Source organism: Clostridium ihumii AP5 (genome assembly GCF_000612845.1).
GTDB classification, from domain to species: Bacteria; Bacillota; Clostridia; order Clostridiales; family Clostridiaceae; genus Clostridium_J; species Clostridium_J ihumii.
This window is the reverse complement of sequence record NZ_CCAT010000003.1, coordinates 59,919-79,485: the sequence shown is the minus strand read 5'-3', so window position 1 is coordinate 79,485 and position 19,567 is coordinate 59,919. Positions and strand designations below refer to the sequence as shown.

19 protein-coding genes are annotated in these 19,567 nt (G+C 27.5%); 18 read left to right on the top strand and 1 reads right to left on the bottom strand.

Features of this window, described 5'->3' with window-relative positions:
- The first annotated feature begins 176 nt into the window (after window positions 1–176).
- The gene (holA, locus tag BN346_RS00485; RefSeq protein ID WP_034438143.1) at window positions 177–1,202 is read left to right on the top strand and encodes a DNA polymerase III subunit delta; all 1,026 of its coding nucleotides are present in this window, start codon (window positions 177–179) and stop codon (window positions 1,200–1,202) included.
- A gap of 60 nt (window positions 1,203–1,262) precedes the next feature.
- Here holA and rpsT read toward each other — a convergent pair whose 3' ends face one another.
- The gene (rpsT, locus tag BN346_RS00480) at window positions 1,263–1,529 is read right to left on the bottom strand and encodes a 30S ribosomal protein S20 (protein ID WP_034438141.1); all 267 of its coding nucleotides are present in this window, start codon (window positions 1,527–1,529) and stop codon (window positions 1,263–1,265) included.
- Window positions 1,530–1,832: 303 nt separating this feature from the next.
- Here rpsT and gpr point away from each other — a divergent pair, with 303 nt between their 5' ends.
- The 17 genes from gpr to yqfC all read left to right on the top strand — a co-directional run bounded on the left by gpr (window position 1,833) and on the right by yqfC (window position 19,566).
- Complete coding sequence (gpr, locus tag BN346_RS00475; protein WP_034438138.1) at window positions 1,833–2,810, top strand: GPR endopeptidase; 978 nt, start codon at window positions 1,833–1,835, stop codon at window positions 2,808–2,810.
- A gap of 117 nt (window positions 2,811–2,927) precedes the next feature.
- Window positions 2,928–4,013: a stage II sporulation protein P gene (locus BN346_RS00470; RefSeq protein ID WP_051539812.1), complete on the top strand. Its 1,086-nt coding sequence runs from the start codon at window positions 2,928–2,930 to the stop codon at window positions 4,011–4,013.
- A gap of 184 nt (window positions 4,014–4,197) precedes the next feature.
- A complete protein-coding gene (locus tag BN346_RS00465) occupies window positions 4,198–5,280 on the top strand; it encodes a stage II sporulation protein P (protein ID WP_051539809.1) in 1,083 nt (360 codons plus the stop codon).
- A 196-nt stretch (window positions 5,281–5,476) separates the two neighbouring features.
- Window positions 5,477–5,728 carry a hypothetical protein gene (locus tag BN346_RS00460; RefSeq protein ID WP_034438136.1) on the top strand — a complete coding sequence of 84 codons (252 nt, stop codon included), beginning with the start codon at window positions 5,477–5,479 and terminating at the stop codon, window positions 5,726–5,728.
- Between the two features lie 177 nt (window positions 5,729–5,905).
- Window positions 5,906–7,714, top strand: a complete 1,809-nt coding sequence (gene lepA, locus BN346_RS00455) for a translation elongation factor 4 (protein WP_034438132.1) — start codon at window positions 5,906–5,908, stop codon at window positions 7,712–7,714.
- A 27-nt stretch (window positions 7,715–7,741) separates the two neighbouring features.
- Window positions 7,742–8,878, top strand: coding sequence for a radical SAM family heme chaperone HemW (gene hemW / locus BN346_RS00450; protein ID WP_034438130.1), 1,137 nt, complete (start codon window positions 7,742–7,744; stop codon window positions 8,876–8,878).
- Between the two features lie 92 nt (window positions 8,879–8,970).
- Window positions 8,971–10,011 carry a heat-inducible transcriptional repressor HrcA gene (gene hrcA, locus BN346_RS00445; RefSeq protein WP_034438127.1) on the top strand — a complete coding sequence of 347 codons (1,041 nt, stop codon included), beginning with the start codon at window positions 8,971–8,973 and terminating at the stop codon, window positions 10,009–10,011.
- Between the two features lie 195 nt (window positions 10,012–10,206).
- Entirely contained in the window at window positions 10,207–10,806 is a 600-nt protein-coding gene (gene grpE / locus BN346_RS00440; protein WP_101541655.1) for a nucleotide exchange factor GrpE, read from the top strand.
- 20 nt (window positions 10,807–10,826) lie between these two features.
- The gene (gene dnaK, locus BN346_RS00435) at window positions 10,827–12,650 is read left to right on the top strand and encodes a molecular chaperone DnaK (RefSeq protein ID WP_034438123.1); all 1,824 of its coding nucleotides are present in this window, start codon (window positions 10,827–10,829) and stop codon (window positions 12,648–12,650) included.
- A gap of 267 nt (window positions 12,651–12,917) precedes the next feature.
- Complete coding sequence (gene dnaJ, locus BN346_RS00430; protein ID WP_034438121.1) at window positions 12,918–14,039, top strand: molecular chaperone DnaJ; 1,122 nt, start codon at window positions 12,918–12,920, stop codon at window positions 14,037–14,039.
- Window positions 14,040–14,350: 311 nt separating this feature from the next.
- Window positions 14,351–15,289, top strand: coding sequence for a 50S ribosomal protein L11 methyltransferase (prmA, locus tag BN346_RS00425; protein WP_034438118.1), 939 nt, complete (start codon window positions 14,351–14,353; stop codon window positions 15,287–15,289).
- 27 nt (window positions 15,290–15,316) lie between these two features.
- A complete protein-coding gene (locus BN346_RS00420) occupies window positions 15,317–16,066 on the top strand; it encodes a 16S rRNA (uracil(1498)-N(3))-methyltransferase (RefSeq protein WP_034438115.1) in 750 nt (249 codons plus the stop codon).
- The gene (mtaB, locus tag BN346_RS00415) at window positions 16,066–17,361 is read left to right on the top strand and encodes a tRNA (N(6)-L-threonylcarbamoyladenosine(37)-C(2))-methylthiotransferase MtaB (protein WP_034438112.1); all 1,296 of its coding nucleotides are present in this window, start codon (window positions 16,066–16,068) and stop codon (window positions 17,359–17,361) included. The genes BN346_RS00420 and mtaB overlap by 1 nt, the downstream gene beginning before the upstream one ends.
- A gap of 199 nt (window positions 17,362–17,560) precedes the next feature.
- Entirely contained in the window at window positions 17,561–17,905 is a 345-nt protein-coding gene (locus tag BN346_RS00410) for a histidine triad nucleotide-binding protein (protein ID WP_034438109.1), read from the top strand.
- A 125-nt stretch (window positions 17,906–18,030) separates the two neighbouring features.
- A complete protein-coding gene (gene rpsU, locus BN346_RS00405; RefSeq protein ID WP_034438108.1) occupies window positions 18,031–18,207 on the top strand; it encodes a 30S ribosomal protein S21 in 177 nt (58 codons plus the stop codon).
- A 32-nt stretch (window positions 18,208–18,239) separates the two neighbouring features.
- Complete coding sequence (locus BN346_RS00400; RefSeq protein ID WP_034438106.1) at window positions 18,240–18,686, top strand: GatB/YqeY domain-containing protein; 447 nt, start codon at window positions 18,240–18,242, stop codon at window positions 18,684–18,686.
- Between the two features lie 595 nt (window positions 18,687–19,281).
- Window positions 19,282–19,566 (top strand): sporulation protein YqfC, encoded by a 285-nt coding sequence (gene yqfC / locus BN346_RS00395; protein WP_034438104.1) that lies wholly within the window; start codon window positions 19,282–19,284, stop codon window positions 19,564–19,566.
- The last annotated feature ends 1 nt before the right edge of the window (window position 19,567 follow it).

Here is a 19,567-nt window from a genome sequence, read left to right as displayed (position 1 = left end):
TTCTTAATTGGTTTTAATCATAATATCAAAATAAACTGTAAGATTGATATTATTATTTGATAAAAAGATTACTTTGAATTTGAGCTTTGAATCCTATATATGTTGTAAGTTTTCGTTAGAAATTATAATATATATATATGGTTTTAAATTTATAATTAGAGGTAGGAGATTAAAGTTTGATTAACTTAGTTGAATTTGAACAAAAAATTAAAAAAAATAGTATAGATAATTTTTATATATTTTGTGGAAGTGATGAAAGTATAATAAAAAATTGTATATATAGTATTTCTAAAAAAGTGATTACAAATGATTTTAAAGATTTTAATTATATAAGATTAGATGGTAGAAAAGTTAGTAATGATGAAGTAGTGAATGCTTGTGAAACATTACCATTTATGGAGGAAAAAAAAGTTGTTGAAATTTTTAGAGCTAATTTTTTAGATGATAATAAAAGCAGTGATGACGAAAAAAACATGGACTTTAACAAATTATTAAAATATGTACAGGATATACCACCGTATACTATTTTTATTATGTATTATATTTTTAAAAGTGACAGAGAAAAGCCAAGTTCTAAAATAAAGAAATTAGAGAAGTTTGGAACACTAGTAAAAATAGATAAAATGAAGGGTGCAAATCTTAGTTATAAAGTAAAAGAGGTTTTTGAGAAAAAAGGTAAGAAAATAGATAAAGCAGAATTAAGTTTTTTTTGTAGTTTGGTAGATGGAAATATGAACATTATAAATAATGAAGTTGAAAAACTTTGTTGTTATTGTGAGGGTAGAAACATAACTAAGGAAGATATAACACTATTAATGTCTCAAAAAAATGAAAATGATATCTTTAATTTTGTAGATTATTTATCTCAAAAAAATATAAAAAAATCTATTGATATACTAAATGAACTTATATATAAAGGTGATGAAGTTACAAGTATACTTTATATGATTCAAAGACAATTTAAACTTTTATTAGCTTTAAGAGTTGGTATAGATTCTGGTGAAAGTTTAGATAAATTAGCTAAAGAATATAGATTACATCCGTTTATTGCAGAAAAGATGATGAAACAGAGCAGAAAATTTACGGTAGAAAAACTAAAAAGTAATTTAGAACTTTCATTAAAAGTTGAAAAAAATATAAAAAGTTTAAATACTAATAATAGAACTCAATTAGAATTCTTTGTAATAAATAGTATTATATAAAAAAAGAGCTATATATAGCTCTTTTTTTATAATAAAAAACCGGTATTGACCGGTTATTTATTATGCTGATAAATTAGATAACTTAGTAGCTAATCTAGATTTTTTTCTAGCTGCTTTGTTTTTATGTATTATTCCTTTGTTTGCAGCCATATCTAAAGCTTTAACAACTACAGTATAGTTTGCTTTAGCTTCTTCTACATTTTTGTTAGCAACTGCAGTTTCAAACTTTTTGATTGTAGTTTTAAGTGCAGATTTTATCATTGTATTTCTAAGAGTTTTAGCCTTAGTAACTTTTATTCTTTTTTTTGCTGACTTAATGTTTGCCATTTCACTTCACCCCCTTGCATTTTTATCACGCCTCGGCAGCTTTGGGGAAGTCTGCGTACGAGTATTTATATTCAACAAGTGATATTATATCATTATTTTTTTACTACTTCAAGTAAAATTTATCATTTAAATATAAAAATATGATAAGGCATGAATAATAATGTTTTATTAACATTATAACCAATATTCTTTATCAAATGCAACTTTTATTAAAAAAAGAATATTAAAGTTGCATTTGGAAAAAATACAAACAAAGGAAAGTCTACATTATTATTTTAAATAAATTAAGAGGTGGAGATAAATATGAACAATATAAGAACAGACTTAGCGTTAGAAGCTAGAGAGTATTATAGTGAACAAAATGAAAATCCTGAGATAGATGGTGTTGAAGTAGAAGAATATGTAGATAAGCAAGTTATGGTTACACATGTAAAAGTATTAAATGAGAATGGAGAAAAAGTAATAGGAAAATCAAAAGGGGATTATATCACATTGGAATTTACAGATTTTGTATATTACGATGCTGATGCAAAAGAAGATGTAAGTCAAACTCTAGCAAAAGAATTATCAAAAGTTGTAAAAATAAATGATAAGACTACAGCACTAGTTGTGGGATTGGGAAATTGGAATATAACACCAGATGCATTAGGACCACAAGTTACATCTAAATTAATGGTAACAAGGCATTTAAAGGAATATGTTCCAGATAGCATAGATGAAGGAATAATACCAGTTGCAGCCATAGCACCAGGAGTTTTGGGGCTGACAGGTGTTGAAACTAGTGAAATAGTAAAGGGTGTTGTAGATAGAGTTAAACCTAATTTAGTTATATGTATAGATGCATTAGCATCAAGAAGAACACAAAGAGTAAATAAAACAATTCAAATAGGAAATACAGGTATAGCACCAGGAGCAGGTATTGGAAATAATAGAAATGCATTAAATGAAGAAAGTTTAGGAGTACCAGTAATAGCAATTGGAGTTCCAACGGTTGTAGATGCTGCAACACTTGCAAGTGATACTATAGATTTAGTATTGGAAGATCTTATGAGTGAGTCTAAAAAAGATAGTAAATTTTATGATATGTTAAATTCATTAGATAGAGATGAAAAAGATTTATTAATAAAACAAGTATTAGGTCAAAAAATGTCATCAATGGTAGTTACCCCTAAAGATATTGATATGGTAATCGAATGCATTTCAAAAATAATAGCAAATGGAATAAATATAGCGCTTCAACCTGCACTTACATTAGATGATATAGATAAATATTTAAATTAAATATATGAAAATAAGAGAATTTTTCAATTCTCTTATTTTTATTTGAAAGTGTATAAAATAATATTTCATTCATATAAATTATATAAACATATTATATTTTTAAGGGGATGAGGGTAGGTGAATTATAAAAAACAATCATATAAGAAAAATAATTTTAAATATAATCCTAAGTATAATATTAAATATTTGGATGATAAAAATAGAAATATTAATTTGAATAAGAGTAAAAGTTTAAAAACTATACTTATAATAACAAGTTTAATCTTATGTTTTGTCTTTTCTGCATTCAATATATATTTTTTAAACAAAAGCGAAATTAAAACTAATATTTTATATAAAGCAATGAATAATAGTATGGCAACATTAGGGGTATCTTCAAAAAAACTAGATACAAATGAAAAAGGCACATTTTTACCAAATAATATAAAAAAAGCACTTAAATATGACATAGAACATATAAAAAATAGTAAAAGTAAAGAAAAATCTTCAATAAGAAAAAATGATATTACCATGGATGATGTTTACAATATTGAAGCATTTAATTTAAGTGAAAATGATATAAAGAAAAATGAAATAGGGAAGGTGTCTAGTGATGATTTAGCTAAAAATGCAGCAAAAAAAATATTAATATATCATACACATACTTGTGAGGCTTATTCACCTGGAGAAAATAGAAAACAAGATTTAAGTCTTACAATTGCCGGTGTAGGTGAGGAACTTACAAAGAGTTTAAAAGAAAAAGGTTTTACAGTTATTCATGATATGACACTTCATGATAATGTTGATTACCCTAATGCATACAAGCATTCTAGGGAAACATTAAAAAGATATTTAAATGAATTTAAAGATTTTGATTTAATAATTGATCTTCATAGAGATGGAGGAGTGCCTAAAGCTAGAGTAACATCAAAGATAAATGAAGAATCTATAGCTAAAATTATGTTTGCTACAACATCTGAAAATCCTAGATATAAAAAGCAATTAGAAAAGATTAATAAAATTGCAGGAATTTCAAAAAAAATATATCCAGAATTATTTAGAGATATAGTTGCTCATGATAATGGAATTGGATGTGATTTTTATAGCCATGATTTAAGTGATAATGCAGTTTTAATAGAAGTTGGTTCAGAAGAAAATACTTTAGATGAAGCAAAAAATAGTATGAAATATTTAGCAGAAGCTATAAGACTTTCTTTAAACTAATTATAGTAATTTACATTTTAAAAGGTATAAATAATATAAAAATTTCATATAAATCAACTAGATGAAAGAAATAAACTTTTTATATGGACAAGTTTGTTGATAATCTTACTTAAAATTTTAATTAATAATAATTTTAAAAATAAGTAAATTATAACTTGTTTAGTATAAATCTAGGGGGGAGAAAATGAATTACAAAAGGGAAACATATAAAAGATACAATCCTAGGTATAACCCAAGATATAATGTTAAATATATTGGAAATCAAGCAGAAAGCATTAATAAAAATGTTAAAAAGCATAAAAAAGTAATTAGTATAATACTTATTGCTATATTAGCATTAAGTGTTTCATATATGAGTGTTAAGGAATGTTTTAATAAAGGTGATAGTAGTTTTAAAACAACTATTTTATATAAGGCTATAAATAATAGTATGGCAACTTTAGGTGCTTCAGCTAAAAATACAGTTAGAAATGAAGATAAAGGTATTGAAGCATTTAATATACAACAAGCAATTAAAGATCAGTTAGGCTTTTTTAGAAATAAAAAAAATAAAGACAAAACTAAGAGTGTAATGAATGAAACATATAATTTAAATGAATTTAATTTAAATGAAAAAGATATAAATAAAAATGAGGTAGGAAATGTTTCAAAACAAGACTTAGCTAAAAATGGATCAAAAAAAATACTTATATACCATACACATACTTGTGAAGCTTATTCGCCAGGTGAAGCTAGGAAAAAAGATCTTAATTTAACTGTTGCAAGCGTTGGTGAAGAACTTACAAAAAATTTAAAAAGTAAGGGATTCACAGTAATGCATGATACTACAATTCATGATAATGTTGATTACAATGGAGCATATTATGAATCAAGAGAAACAATAAAAAAATATATAAATGAGTTTGGAGATTTTGATTTAATAATTGATCTTCATAGAGATGGTGGAGTTCCAAAGGCAAGAGTAACAGGAAATGTTAATGGGGATTCTGTAGCAAAATTAACATTTGTACCAGCTACAGCTAATCCAAGGTATAAAAAACAATTAGAAAAAATGAACAAAATTGCAGCAAATGCACAAAAATTATATCCACAGTTATTTAGAGAAATTCCTATATATGCGGAATATACTACAGGAATAACATATTATAGTCAGGATTTAAGTGACGGTGCAGTTTTGATTGAGGTTGGTTCAGATTCAAACACTTTAGATGAAGCTAAAAATAGTATGAAGTATTTATCAGAAGCCATAAGACTTGCTTTAAATTGAGTATTAAGATGACTTGCTTAGAAAATATCTAAGTAGGTCTTTTTATGTTTTAAAACATTTTTGTTACAAATTAGTTAAAAAGTGAGTTTTATAAGATAAATTATGACTTTGAAAGAATTTTTGAAAATATGTCAATAATATATAAGTATAAAAATTATTTATAAGGCAAAGTATTATAAAAGAAAGGAAGTTAAGCTTGAGAAAGAAAGAAAGATTAATTTTGGTAATAAGCATATTTTCTCTAATGATGGGAGCGTTTATAATAAATTTCAATTCATCACAAATGGTAAAAGATAATAGTTGTATAAAAGTTTGTACAGGAGAAAAACCTAAGTTAATATTTACAATGAAAAATAAGCAAATAGTATTTGATACGAACTTCGTATGTAATTTGAAGAATGGAATTGAAGTAATATATGATAATATAATTACATATTCAAAAAAATAATAATTATAGAAAGTAAAAATACAGTTAACAAAATTTATATTAAATATGATATAATTTAACCTGATTAAATATAATATAAAATTAATTTATGATAATTTTTAGTAGAACTTTCAAAGAAACATATAATAAAGTAGATTTTGAAATTTAAATTCATTACTATAAACGGGGGTAAATAAGATGCAAAGCAACAGACAAAAACACATAAGAAATTTTTCTATAGTTGCCCATATAGATCACGGCAAGTCAACACTTGCAGACAGGTTATTAGAAAAAACAGGTACACTTACAGAGAGAGAAATGGATTCACAAGTACTTGATAATATGGAACTAGAAAAAGAAAGAGGAATAACAATAAAATCTCAAGCAGCAAGACTTGTATATAAAAGAGAAGTAGATGGTGAGGAATATATACTAAATCTTATAGATACTCCAGGACATGTAGACTTTAACTATGAAGTATCAAGAAGTTTAGCTGCTTGTGAAGGTGCACTTTTAATAGTTGATGCAACTCAAGGAATTCAAGCACAAACATTAGCAAACTGTTATCTAGCATTAGATAACAATCTTGAAATAGCACCGGTAATAAATAAAGTTGACCTTGCTAGTGCAAGACCAGATGAAGTTAAAGAAGAAATTGAGGATGTTATAGGAATAGAAGCTCATGATGCTCCAGCTATTTCTGCTAAAACAGGACTTAATATAGAAGATGTACTAGAAACAATAGTTAAAAAGATTCCATCACCACAAGGCGATGAAGAAGCACCATTAAAAGCATTAATATTTGATTCTTATTATGATAGCTATAAAGGCGTTGTAACATATATTAGAGTAATTGATGGTGTTGTAAAACCAGGAACTAAAATAAAGCTTATGAATACTAATAAGATTTATGATGTTACTGAAGTTGGGGTGTTCACACCATCACCATTACCAATCAAAGAACTTAGAGCTGGTGATGTTGGATACTTAAGTGCGTCAATTAAAAATGTAGGAGATGCTAGAGCTGGAGATACTATAACAGAAGCAAACAGACCAACTTCTGAGCCTATGGCAGGATATAGACCAGCAGTTCCAATGGTATTCAGTGGAATATATCCAGTTGATGGAGCAAAATATGAAGCGTTAAAAGAAGCTTTAGAAAAGCTACAATTAAATGATGCTGCATTATCTTTTGAACCAGAAACGTCAATTGCATTAGGCTTTGGATTTAGATGTGGATTCTTAGGTCTTTTACATATGGAAATAATTCAAGAAAGAATAGAGAGAGAGTTTAATTTAGATATTATAACTACAGCTCCATCTGTTATTTATAAGGTTTTAAAAACAAATGGTGAACTATTAGAAATAACAAATCCAACAAATCTTCCAGAACCATCAGAAATAAGTCGTATGGAAGAACCTATGGTTAAAGCTTCTATAATTGCACCATCAGATTTTGTTGGAGCAATAATGGAATTATGCCAAAATAAAAGAGGTACATTTATAGATATGCAGTATCTTGATCAAACAAGAGTTATGCTTAATTACGATATGCCTCTTAATGAAATAGTATATGATTTCTTTGATGCTTTAAAATCAAGAACAAAAGGATATGCATCTTTTGATTATGAACTAAAAGGATATCAAGAAACAGAACTTGTAAAACTTGATATAATGCTAAATGGAGATATAGTTGATGCACTTTCTATGATAGTACCAAATGAAAGAGCTTACTATAGAGGAAGAGCAATGGCTGAAAAACTAAAAGAAATTATACCAAGACAACTATTTGAAATTCCAATACAAGCAGCTGTTGGTAGTAAAATAATAGCTAGAGAAACTGTAAAAGCTATGAGAAAAGATGTACTTGCAAAATGCTATGGTGGAGATATATCAAGAAAGAAAAAATTATTAGAAAAGCAAAAACAAGGTAAAAAGAGAATGAGACAAGTTGGAAGCGTTGAAGTTCCACAAGAAGCATTTATGGCAGTATTAAAAATTGATTAAATTAAATCATTAAATGGAGGAGAAAAAATGGAGAAAATATCATTATATATTCATATACCATTTTGTAAAAATAAATGCTTTTATTGTGATTTTCCTTCTTTTAGTGGATGTGATGGACAGATGATAAACTATGCGAAAGCGCTATCTAAAGAAATAGATAATGTGAGTCTTTCAAATTATATAATAGAAACTATATTTATAGGTGGGGGAACTCCCACCTATTTCTCTTTAGAGGCAATTAATATACTAAAAGAAAGCATAAAAAAATTAAATTTATCAAAAGATATAGAATTTACTGTTGAAGGAAATCCAGGCACATTTACAAAGGAAAAATTAGAAGCATTTAAGAAAATGGGAGTAAATAGATTAAGTATAGGACTTCAAGCTTGTCAAAATAATTTATTAAAAAAAATAGGTAGAATACATACCTTTGAAGAATTTATAGAAAGTTATGATATGGCAAGAGAGAGTGGTTTTGAAAATATAAATGTAGATTTAATGTTTGGACTACCAAATCAAACTGTAGAAATGTGGGAAGAAAGTTTAAATAAAATAATTAATTTAAAACCAGAACATCTATCTTGCTATAGTTTAATAATTGAAGAGGGTACACCTTTTTATAATCTTTTTGAAAAGGATATATTAAAGCTTCCTAGTGAAGAAGATGAAAGAAAAATGAATTTAAAAACATTGGAAATTCTAAAGAAAAATGGATATATACAATATGAAATTTCTAATTATGCAAAGCCTGGAAAAGAATGTAGACATAATTTAGTTTATTGGGATGTTAAACCATATATAGGTTGCGGAAGTTCAGCTCATTCATATATAAATGAAATAAGATATTCTAATGAAAATAATATTTCTTATTATATAGAAAAAATGAATAAAAAAGGAAATGCGATAATATATAAAGAAAAGAATAATATAAAAGACAATATGGAAGAGTTTATGTTTTTGGGTCTTAGAAAAATAAATGGTATAAATAAAAATACATTTAAAGAAAGATTTAACTCGGATATATATGAAGTTTATGGGAAAATTATTAATAAGTATGTAAAACTTGGATTAATGAGTGATGAAAAAAATAGTATTTATTTAACAAAGCGAGGAATAGAAGTATCTAATAGTATAATGTGTGAATTTATTTTTGAAAAAGATTAAAAAATCTATTGACAATATACATAGAAAATGATATGTTAAGAATGTACTAATTAGCACTCTTAATTAGTGAGTGCTAATAATGAGGTGATAAAATGGAAATGGATGATAGAAAAATTTATATACTTAAAGCTATTATCCATGATTATATCACTTGTGGAGAACCAGTAGGGTCTAGAACAATTGCTAAGAAGTATGATTTGGGAATTAGTTCTGCAACTATTAGAAATGAAATGTCTGATCTTGAAGACATGGGATATCTAGAACAATTGCATACATCTTCAGGAAGGAAACCTTCAGATAAAGGCTACAGATTTTATGTTGATGACCTTATGAAAATTTCTGCACTTACTTCAGAAGAAGAAGCTATAATAAAGAATTCACTATTAGATATAGCTTTTGAGGAAATAGATAAAGTGCTTATAGAAGCAACAGAAATATTATCGAATCTTACAAATCTTACTTCTGTTGTTAAAGCACCATCATTAAAAACTAGTTCAATGAGGTACTTGCAGTTAGCTCCAATAGATAACAATAGCATTTTGTTTACTATTGTTACTAATAGTGGTGTAATAAAGAATAAAGTTATTAAAGTTAAAAAGTCTATTGATAGTAGTTTGATCTTACAAATAAATAATGTATTAAATTTAAAATTAAGAAATATATCTTTTGAGGATATGTCACTAGAGTTTTTAGAAAAATTAAAACAAGATTTAATGCAAAATGAGGAAATTTTCAATGCTATCATTCCAATGCTTTATGAAACTTTAATAAATGAAGATAATAGTAAGGTATTTATAAAAGGATCAACAAATATATTTAATTATCAAGAATACAACAATATAGATAAAGCTAAAGATTTCTTGAACTTTGTAAATAATGTAGACTATGTTAAAAAATTGTTAGATACTGATGCAAAGCAAGGATTATCTGTGAAAATAGGTGAAGAAAATTTTCTAGATTCTGCTAAGGAATGCAGTATAATAACTGCGACATATAGTTATAACGGAAATCCAATAGGAACTATAGGAGTTATAGGTCCAACTAGAATTCCATATAGTAAAGTTATAGCAGTAGTTGATAAGTTAGTTAAAGAACTTAATTATAATATACAAAAATTATATAAAGGTTTTTAATACTAAAGTTTAAAATAGCAAGTTAAATAGAAGTATTAATATGCTTTTATCTAAACTTTAATATAAGAAACAAATATTTAAGTATAGCTTGTTATTTTCTTTCAAACCTAAAAATCTAACTATAGTAAATAAATGATAATAAAAATTACAATTTATTTTACTGTATAAAGACTAAGTTAAATATAGAATGGAGGAATGAAAGTGGATAAGAGAGATGAAACCCTTAATGAAAAAAGGGAGGAAAATCTTGAGGAAGAATGCAAGTGTGAAGCAGAAAACCTGAAAGAATCCGAAAATATAGAAGATGCTGAAAAAAATGAGGAAACAAGTTTTGAACCAGTAGATATTAAAGCTTTAAAAGCAGAAAATGAAAAATTAAAAAGTGAATTGAATGATTCAAAGGAAAAGTACCTAAGATTAGGTGCTGAATATGACAATTACAGAAAAAGAACAATAAAAGAAAAAGAAGGTATTTATCTAAGTGCTTGTGAAGATGTTTTAAAAGAAATGTTTACTGTTCTTGATAATTTAGAACGTGCACTATCTTGTGACTCTAATGTAGATGATTTAAGAAAAGGCATAGAAATGACAGTAAAACAATTTAATACTTCACTTGAAAAATTAGGTGTTGAAGAAATAGATACTGCTAATGGATTTGATCCAAACTATCATAATGCAGTTATGCATGAAGAAAATGATGAATTAGGTGAAAATCAAATAGTAGAAGTATTCTTAAAAGGATACAAAAAAGAAGATAAAGTATTAAGATATAGTATGGTAAAAGTAGCAAATTAGAAAATAGGAGGTAAAATACTATGGGAAAAATAATAGGAATTGATTTAGGAACAACAAATTCATGTGTTGCAGTTATGGAAGGTGGAGAACCAGTAGTTATAGCAAACGCAGAAGGAGCAAGAACTACTCCATCAGTAGTATCTTTCATGAAAGATGGTGAAAGACTAGTAGGTCAAGTAGCAAAAAGACAAGCAATAACAAATCCAGATAAAACAATAATATCAATAAAAAGACATATGGGTACTAACCATAAACAAACTATAGATGGAAAAGAATATACACCACAAGAAATATCAGCAATGGTACTTCAAAAATTAAAAGCAGATGCTGAAGCATATTTAGGTGAAAAAGTTACAGAAGCAGTTATAACAGTTCCTGCTTACTTTAATGATAGTGAAAGACAAGCAACAAAAGATGCTGGTAGAATAGCTGGTTTAGATGTTAAGAGAATAATAAATGAGCCAACAGCTGCTTCACTTGCATATGGTATGGATAAAATGGATACAAATCAAAAAATATTTGTATATGATTTAGGTGGTGGTACATTTGACGTATCAATCCTAGAACTTGGAGATGGAGTATTTGAAGTTAAAGCTACAAATGGAGATACAAAACTTGGTGGAGATGATTTTGATGAAAAAATCATTGATTATATAGCTGAAACTTTTAAAGCTGAAAATGGAATTGATTTAAAAAATGATAAAATGGCACTTCAAAGATTGAAAGAAGCTGCTGAAAAAGCAAAAATAGAATTATCATCATCAACACAAACAAACATCAACTTACCATTTATAACAGCTGATGCAACAGGCCCAAAACATATAGATATGAACTTAACAAGAGCTAAATTTAATGAATTAACTCATGATTTAGTTCAAAGAACAATAGAGCCTATGAAAAAAGCTTTAAATGATGCTAACTTAACAATAAATGATATAGATAAAATTATATTAGTTGGAGGATCTACAAGAATTCCAGCAGTACAAGAAGCGGTTAAAAACTTTACTGGAAAAGATCCATCAAAAGGAGTTAATCCGGATGAATGTGTTGCAGTAGGTGCAGCAATTCAAGCAGGTGTTTTAACAGGAGAAGTTAAAGATGTATTATTACTAGATGTTAGTCCATTAACACTAGGAATTGAAACTTTAGGAGGAGTTGCTACTCCATTAATAGAAAGAAATACAACTATTCCAACTAAGAAGAGTCAAGTATTCTCAACAGCAGCAGATGGTCAAACATCAGTTGAAATTCACGTTGTTCAAGGTGAGAGACAAATGGCTGCAGATAATAAAACTTTAGGAAGATTTACATTATCAGGTATAGCACCAGCTCCAAGAGGAATTCCTCAAATAGAAGTTACTTTTGATATAGATGCTAATGGTATAGTAAATGTTGCAGCTAAAGATAAAGGAACAGGAAAAGAGGCTAATATAACAATTACAGCATCAACTAACTTAAATGAAGATGAAATTAAAAAGGCAGTAGATGAAGCAGAAAAATTCGCAGAACAAGATAAAGCTAGAAAAGAAGGAATTGAAGTTAAAAATAATGCAGATCAAATAGCTTATCAAACAGAAAAAACATTAGGAGAACTTGGTGACAAGGTATCAGAAGAAGACAAAAATGATATAAATGCTAAATTAGAAGCATTAAAAGCTGTTAAAGATGGCGAAGATATAGAAGCTATCAAAAAAGCAACAGAAGAATTAACACAGGCTTTCTATGCAGTATCTTCTAAGATGTATCAAGCTGAAGGAGCTCAAGAAGGAGCACCACAAGGCGCAGAAAATCAAGGAAATAACACAGATGAAAATGTAGTAGATACAGATTATAAAGTAGACTAATAAGAAAATTTAGTTTGAATAGTTAATAAATATTAGAAGTTGATAGTTAAGGAGGATATAATCTAATAATTAAATAACATTTAATTATTAACACCTTAACTATCAATTTTTTTTAGAAAAATAATAAATTTAAAAGGTTTTAAAAATTATTAACTATATATTAAATGTAACAAAAATGTATAATAATTAATAAAATAATACAGTTGAAATAATACATAAGATGCATTATATTATATAAGTTAGACTATAATAGGTGGTGAATTGGAAATGGCAAATAAAGATTATTATGAAGTTTTAGGTATAGATAAAAATGCAAGTGAAGATGAAATAAAAAGAGCGTTTAAAAAAGCTGCGTTAAAATATCATCCAGATAGAAATCAAGGTGATAAAGAGGCGGAAGAAAAGTTTAAAGAAATTAATGAAGCGTATCAAGTTCTTTCAGATAGTGAAAAAAGACAACGATATGATCAATTTGGAACTGCTGATTTCAATGGACAAGGTTTTGGAGGCTTCGAAGGAGGCTTCGGAGGTTTTGACTTTGGAGATATATTTGGAGATATATTCGGTGGATTTGGAGGTTTTGGTGGTTCATCATCAAGAAGAAATGGTCCAAGAAAAGGTGCTGACATTGAATATACTTTAAATTTAACTTTTGAAGAAGCTGTATTTGGTGTTGAAAAAGAAGTTAGTATAAATAGAAAAGAAAAATGTGAAACTTGTAATGGATCTGGTGCTCAAGGTGGAGCATCTGCAAAAACATGTCCAAAATGTAAAGGTACAGGACAAATAAGAGTTCAAAGACAAACTCCTATAGGGGTAATAGCTACACAATCTACATGTGATGCCTGTGGTGGAAAAGGTCAAGTAATAGATAACCCTTGTAATACTTGTCATGGAACAGGAAAAGAAAATAAGAGAAGAACTATAACAATAAATGTTCCAGCTGGAGTAGATAATGGTAATGTAATTCCATTAAGAGGTCAAGGAGAAGCCGGCGATAATGGTGGTCCATCAGGAGATTTATATATAAATATTAGAGTTACATCTCACAAAACTTTTGTTAGAAAAGGATTTGATATTTATATAGACACACATATAACTTTTGCACAAGCTACGTTAGGTGCTGAAATAAAGGTACCTACAGTTGATGGCGAAGTTAAATATGTTGTTCCATCAGGAACCCAACCTAATACTACATTCAGATTAAAAGGAAAAGGGGTTCCAAGAGTAAATTCTGCAGGAAGAGGAGATCAATATGTAAAAGTTATAGTTGATGTTCCTAAGGAATTAAATGATAAACAAAGAGATGCATTACAAGCCTTTATGGAAGCTAGTGGTGAGTCTACAGAAAATATACTACATCATAAGAAAAAATGGTTTGGAAAATAGTTATAGGAGAAACTTCTTAAAAAGAGGTTTCTTTTTATATGTTTAAAAATTAAAATATAATTCAGTTTGAAATATTAATGAATTAGGTTTAATATATTTTAAAGCTGTTAAAAATTATGATAGTATAGTAAAATAGATATTCATAATTGCTATAGGGATAAAATCAGATTTTGATTTACTTAGGATTGATCAAAAATTTAAATAAGACTTAAAAATATTACTTAAATAAAGGTACAACTTAAAAACTGAGTTTAAAACCCTGAATTTGAATAAAAGTGAGATAATAAATTAGTAAATTGGAGGAATAAATTATGGAAAAAGATTGGATAGAGATAACTGTTGTGACTAGTAGTGAAGCTAGTGATGTGGTTTCAGGATTCTTTTATAATACAGGTGTAGATGGAGTTTCTATATTAGATTCTGAGGATGTTGCGTTTAAAAAGAAAAATCCAAGTGGTTGGGATTATTTTGATGAAAATCTTTTAAAGGTAAAAGAAGGCGCAATAATCAAAGGTTATTATAAAGAAGATGATAAATTACAAGAGTATATAGAGTACATAAAAGAAAGTGTAGAGAAATTACCTGAATTTGGATTTGATAAAGGGGAAGGTAGTGTATATGTTGTTAAAGTAAATGAAGGCGATTGGGAAAACATTTGGAAGCAATATTACAAACCTACTAAGATAGGTGAAAGAATAGTTGTTAAACCAATTTGGGAGCCTTATGAAGTTAAAAATGATGAAATAGTGGTTGAATTAGATCCAGGTATGGCATTTGGAACAGGAACTCATGAGACTACTAGAATGTGTATGAAGTCTCTTGAAAAATATACAAAAAAAGATAGTACAGTATTTGATATAGGAACAGGGTCAGGTATCCTGGCTATATCTGCTGCGAAATTAGGTGCTAAGCATGTTGTGGCAGTTGATTTAGATCCAGTAGCAGTAGATTCAGCTAAAAAGAATGTTGGATATAATAATATTTCTAATATAGAAGTTTTACATGGAGATTTAATGGAAGTTGTAAATGGTAAGGCTGAGATAGTTGTTGCTAATATAATAGCTGATGTTATTATATTTTTAGTAGAAGGAGTAAAAGAATTTCTAAATAAAGATGGATATTTTATAACTTCAGGTATAATACTTGCCAAAGTAGACGAGGTAGTGGAAAAGTTTAAGCAATGTGGATTTGAAATAGTTGAAGTTATTAGAGATGGTGAATGGGCATGTGTAATAGGTAAAAACATATAGTAATTTAAAGTAGAAGAGGTGATTTTTATGCATAAGTTTTTTGTGCCTAAAGAGAATATTAACTTGGATACGTGTTTTATAGAAGGTGATGATGTAAAACATATATATAAAGTTTTAAGACTTGCAGAAGGAGATAAAGTAAGCATAAACAATTGTGAAGGTAAAGAATATATAGGATTATTAAAAGAAATTAATAAAAAGCAAGTAATTGTTGATTTAATAGAAGAATGTGAATTAAATAATGAAAGTCCAATAAAAGTTCACTTATTTCAAGGTCTTCCGAAGTCAACTAAAATGGATTTAATAGCTCAAAAAAACACAGAATTAGGTGTAAGCTCTATAACTCCTATAATTACAGAAAGAGTAGTTGTAAAAAATGATTCTGAGTTCAAAAAAGTAGATAGATGGAATAGGATAGCATTAGAAGCATGTAAACAGAGTAAAAGGAGCTTAATTCCTACCATAAATGAGCCTATATTATTTGAAGAGTTATTGAATAGATTAAATTATATGGATTTAATTGTTGTACCTTATGAAAATGAAGAAGGATTTGGAATAAAAAAATTAATAGGAAATGTAGAAAAAAGTTCTATTGAAAATGTGGCTATAGTTATAGGTCCGGAAGGTGGATTTGAGGAAAGTGAAATAGAATTACTAAGAAGTAGTGGTGCGCATATAGTGACGTTAGGACCAAGAATTTTAAGAACAGAAACAGCAGGCTTTACAGCTTTAAGCTTGTTAATGTATGAATTAGGTGATTTAGGAGGGGTTTTATAATGAAAGTTGCTTTTTGTACTTTAGGATGTAGAGTTAATGTATATGAGTCAGAAGCTATGACGGAAAAATTCATAAAAGCTGGCTATGAAGTAACATCTTTTGATGAAAAGGCAGATGTTTATGTTATAAATACATGTACAGTTACTAATATGGGAGATAAAAAATCACGTCAAATGATTTCAAGAGCAAGAAGGAAAAATCCGGATGCTATAATTGCAGTTGTTGGATGTTATTCTCAAATTGCATCTGAAGAAGTATCTAATATAGAAGGTGTAAATGTAGTATTAGGAACTAAAAATAAAGGCGATATTGTATTTTATGTAAATAAAGCTAGAGAAGAAAAAAAACAATTTGTAGATGTAAATGATGTCTTAAGAAATAAACATTTTGAAGAATTAAAAATAGAAGAGTATCAAGATAAAACAAGAGCATTCTTAAAAATACAAGATGGTTGTAATAGATTTTGTTCATATTGCTTAATACCTTTTGCAAGGGGAGCAGTTTGTAGTAAAGAGCCAGAGTTGATTTTAAATGAAGTAAAAGAGTTGGCTAAAAATGGATTTAAAGAAATTATTTTATCAGGTATACATATTGCATCATATGGTGTTGATTTAGAGGGATGGTCACTTATAAGGGTTTTAGAAGAAGTAAATAGAATAGATGGAATAGAGAGAATTAGAATAGGTTCTATAGACCCTACATTCTTTACTGATGAAGTTATAGAGAAAATATCTAAATTAGAAAAACTTTGCCCACATTTTCACTTATCATTACAAAGTGGTTCAGATGCAACATTAAAAAGAATGAACAGGCATTATACTGCACAAGAGTATAAATTAGTTCTAAAAAAATTAAGAGCGAGTATAAAGAATGTATCTATAACTACAGATGTTATTGTTGGATTTCCAGGTGAAAGTGAAGTTGAATTTGAAGAAACATATAAATTTTTAAAGGAAATAGAACTTTCAAAAATGCATATATTTAAATATAGTCCAAGAAAAGGAACCAAAGCAGCTGATATGATGTTGCAAGTAGATGGAAATATAAAAGAAAAAAGAAGTGCAAAACTGATTGAATTAAATAATATGCTAGAAAAGAAGTTTATGGATAAATTCATAGGACAAGAAATGAAAGTTTTATTTGAAGAAGAAATGAAAGGTAAAGAAGGCTACTATGTAGGCTATACACCAAATTATATTAAAGTGATTGTTAAAAGTGACTTGTCTTTAGAAGGAAAAGTACTGAATGCTAAACTAATGGAAACAGAAGATGAAAATATGATAGGAAATATATAAATTTATAAAAAAATGAAGGAATTTTAAATAATTAGTAGAATAAATATTAATTAGGTATATAATATGTAATTGAGGAAAATACTTTTTATAAAAAAGAGTATAAATTTATATAAAAAAGTTTAATAATAATTAATAAGTTATTAAATTTTAAATAGAAGGGAGGGAAAATGTCACTAATTTTTCTAAGTGACTATAAATTATGAGCGATTGTATTTTTTGCAAAATAATAAATGGTGAAATTCCAAGTGAAAAACTCTATGAAGATGATAAAGTTTTAGCTTTTAATGATATAAATCCTGAAGCACCAGTGCATTTTTTAGTTATTCCTAAAAAACATATTAAAAATATTAATGAAATAACAGAAGAAAATTCAGAGATAGTATCACATGTGTTTAAAGTGATAAAAAAGATAACTCAAGATTTAGGTATATCAGAAGATGGTTATAGAGTTGTGACTAATATTGGTCAAAATGGAGGTCAAACTGTAGGTCATATGCATTTTCATATTTTAGGCGGAAGAAATTTAGTTTGGCCACCAGGTTAAAAAAACAATGAAATTGTTGACAAAAGATTTAACTATACTGTATAATTAACAATGTGCTATTTATGTCCCGCAGCGCTATTTTAAGTTTATAAAATTGAATTGAGCTAGCGGAGGGAGGGATAACAATGTCAGAAATTAGAGTTGGAGAAAACGAATCATTAGAAAATGCTTTAAGAAGATTTAAAAAGAAATGCGCTAGAGCTGGTGTACTTTCAGAAGTAAGAAAAAGAGAGCACTATGAGAAACCAAGCGTAAAGAAAAAGAAAAAATCAGAAGCTGCAAGAAAGAGAAAATTCAAATAGGATTTTTGAAATTTGAAAGAGGGTAAAGAGCTATGTCCCTTAAGGATAGATTACAGGAAGACTGGAAAAATGCTTTAAAAGGAAGAGATAAATTTAGAGCAAGTGTGATTAGCATGGCTAAAGCTGCTATCTTGTTAATAGAGAAAAGTGGAACTGGAAGTCTTAATGATGATCAGGTCATTGAGGTTTTAGCTAAGGAAGTTAAGCAAAGAAGAGACGCTTTGCAAGAGTTTGAAAATGGAAATAGACAAGATTTAGTGGAAAGCACTAAAGCTGAAATAGAGATCTTGTTAAATTACCTTCCTCAGCAGTTAACAGAAGATGAGATCAGAACAATTGTTCAAGAGTCTGCGGAATTAATAGGCGCAAATAGCATGAAAGATATGGGAAAATTAATGTCCACTGTTAAACCTAAAATAACTGGTAGAGCAGATGGAAAATTAGTAAGTCAAATAGTTAAAGAATATTTGAATAAATAAGAACTCAGTTTATCTGAGTTCTTTTTTCAATTTATAGTAATTTCAACTTTAAAATGTATTAATAAATTGATGAGAAGGGAATTATTCGTGATAAATTAATATAAAAACTAATATAAAAATTAATCAATAATTTAGATTTATAGAAAAAGCATGTGAAAACATGCTTTTTTATTTTGCGTTATATTTATAAGTAAAAATAAAATTATTTAAGTATTAAGTTTAGAAAATAAATTTTATAGTGATTTTCTGAGGAGTTTAGCCTAATAAAAGCATATAATTGCACTTATTGACAAATGATGATTGAACAAACAATTGAATCCATATATATGAAATTTACATGTAATAAGTAATTGCTGAAAATTTTAATACTTCCAAAATCATATAGTTTTAAAAGATAGTAATTTATTTTGAAAGGTAATCATAAAATTAAAATATAAAATAACATATATAATTAAAAAAAGTCAGAGTAACTTATGTTTTTGATTTAAGTAAAAAATAGGTAATATAGTTAAGAATTAAAATATAAATTATGTATAAGTTAAAAACGTATTAAATTTTAGTAAAGCAAGTATAAGAGGTAAAGAGGTGTTTGTTGATGAATAATAAAATTCAAGATAGATTTGAAAAGTTAGGCGAAAAGTTGGACATACCTAGGGAAGCAATATTAGATGTACCTAAAATAACAATTATATCCAATACAGAGGTAACTATAGAGAATCATAAGGGGATAATGTTGTTTGAGAGAGAAGAAATTAAAATAAGAACATCTATAGGAACATTAAGTATTTTGGGTCAAGACTTTGAAATAATATTTATAGGGGGGACAACAATGGTTTTAAATGGCAAATTTAAAGCTATTGGATATTTAGGTGATGAGTAGA